Origin of the sequence: Streptomyces sp. NPDC050619 (genome assembly GCF_040654815.1) — a bacterium.
GTDB lineage: Bacteria > Actinomycetota > Actinomycetes > Streptomycetales > Streptomycetaceae > Streptomyces.
Genome location: NZ_JBFAIR010000126.1, coordinates 1 through 1,886 on the forward strand (window position 1 = coordinate 1; position 1,886 = coordinate 1,886).

Annotated in this window: 1 protein-coding gene; it reads left to right on the forward strand. The window is 74.5% G+C overall.

The genetic code is table 11. From position 1 onward, the window contains the following. On the forward strand, positions 1–1,886 hold a 1,886-nt coding region (locus tag AB0I77_RS53415), incomplete at both ends, for a polyketide synthase dehydratase domain-containing protein (RefSeq protein ID WP_363290308.1).

A 1,886-nucleotide genomic window follows, 5' to 3' on the forward strand; every position in this document is an offset into this window, starting at 1 on the left:
CGCGACACGGTCCGCTTCGCCGACGGCATCCGCACCCTCACCGGCCAGGGCGTCACCCGCTTCCTGGAGATCGGCCCGGACAGCACCCTCACCGCGCTGATACGAGAGTCCGTCGCGGACGAGACGCTCGTCGTACCCGTGCTGCGCAAGGACCGGCCCGAGGAGAGCGCGGCGCTCACGGCCCTCGGGCAGCTCTTCGCGCACGGCGTGTCGGTGGACTGGCCGGCGCTCTTCGCCGGCGCGGGCGCCCGGCTCGTCGACGTCCCGACCTACCCGTTCCAACACCAGAAGTACTGGCCGGTCGGCGGGTACGTGACCGGTTCCGGGGACGTGCGGGCCGCGGGCCTCGTGGCCGCCGATCATCCGCTGCTCCGGGCCGCGGTGTCACTCGCCGACTCCGACGACACGGTGCTGGCCGGGCGGCTGTCGACGGCCACGCACCCGTGGCTGGCCGATCATGTCGTCTTCGGGCGTGTGGTCGTCCCGGGCACGGCATTCGTCGAACTGGCGGTGCGGGCCGGCGACGAGGTCGGCTTCGGCACCATCGAGGGCCTCACGGTGTCCACACCCCTGGTGGTCCCGGACACAGGCGCCGTGCAGATTCAGGTGCGGGTCGCGGAGACCGATGACGCCGGCCGCCGCGCGGTGACGGTGTACGCGCGTCCCGACGACGAGGCCGGAGACGCTCCCTGGACGCAGCATGCCGCTGGTGTCCTCTCCGACGAGCCTGTCCGGACGGAGTGGTCCGACGCCGGGCAGTGGCCGCCGGCCGGAGCGGAACGCGTCGAGCCGGGTGACCTGTACGAGGACCTGGCCGACGCCGGTCTCACCTACGGCCCGCTCTTCCAGGGGCTGCGCGGTGTCTGGCGGCGCGGTGCCGAGGTGTTCGCCGAGGTGGCGCTGCCGGCCGGTACCGACGCCGGCGGGTTCGGCCTGCACCCGGCGTTGCTCGACGCCACGCTGCACGCCGTCGCCGCGGCCGGCGGTACGGGCGACCCCGCGCTGCCCTTCGCCTGGGAGGGCGTCTCCCTGCTGGCGTCCGGCGCGACCGAGGTGCGGGCCCGGCTGGTCCGGCGGGACGATCGGGACGCGGTGGCCGTCGACCTCGCCGACGCCGAGGGACGCCCGGTGGCACAGGTGGCCGCGCTGGTCGTCCGGCCGGTGACGAGCGAACAGCTCGGTGGGGCGAGTGCGGCCGCGGCCGGGTCGCTGTTCCGGGTCGACTGGGCCGAAGTGCCGAAGACGTCTCCCGAGCTTCCCGCCGTGGCGCTGCTCGGCGTCGGCGAGGCGCTTGGCGACATGGTGCGGGATGCCGTGGCCGACGTCCGGAGCTACACCGGCCTCGACGAACTGGCCGCCGACGGCGACCGGCCGGTTCCGGGGCTGGTCGTGGCCGCGGTCGGGCCTGACGGCGGCACGGTGACGGACATGGCCGGTCAGACGCATGCCGCCGTGGCGCGGGCGCTGGCCCTGGTGCAGGCGTGGGTCGCCGAGGAGCGGTTCCGCAGTGCGCGGCTGGTGGTGCTGACACAGTGCTCGGCGGCCGTGTCCGCCGCTGTGCGCGGTCTGGTGCGGTCGGCCGCGGCCGAGTATCCGGGCCGGTTCGCGGCACTGGAGGCCACGGACGCCGGGGCCGACCAAGTCGACGCCGCGCTGCGCGCGTTGGCCGTTGAGGAAGTCGATGTCGCCGTGCGTGGTGACGTCGTCGTCGCCCCTCGCCTCGTCCGTGCCGGTCGGTCGGGTGGTGTGGGGGTGGAGTGGGCCGGTTCGGGTGCCGTGGTGGTGACGGGTGGTACGGGTGGTTTGGGTGCGGTGGTGGCTCGGCATCTGGTGCGGGTGCACGGGGTGCGGGAGTTGGTGTTGCTTTCGCGGCGGGGGTTGGATGC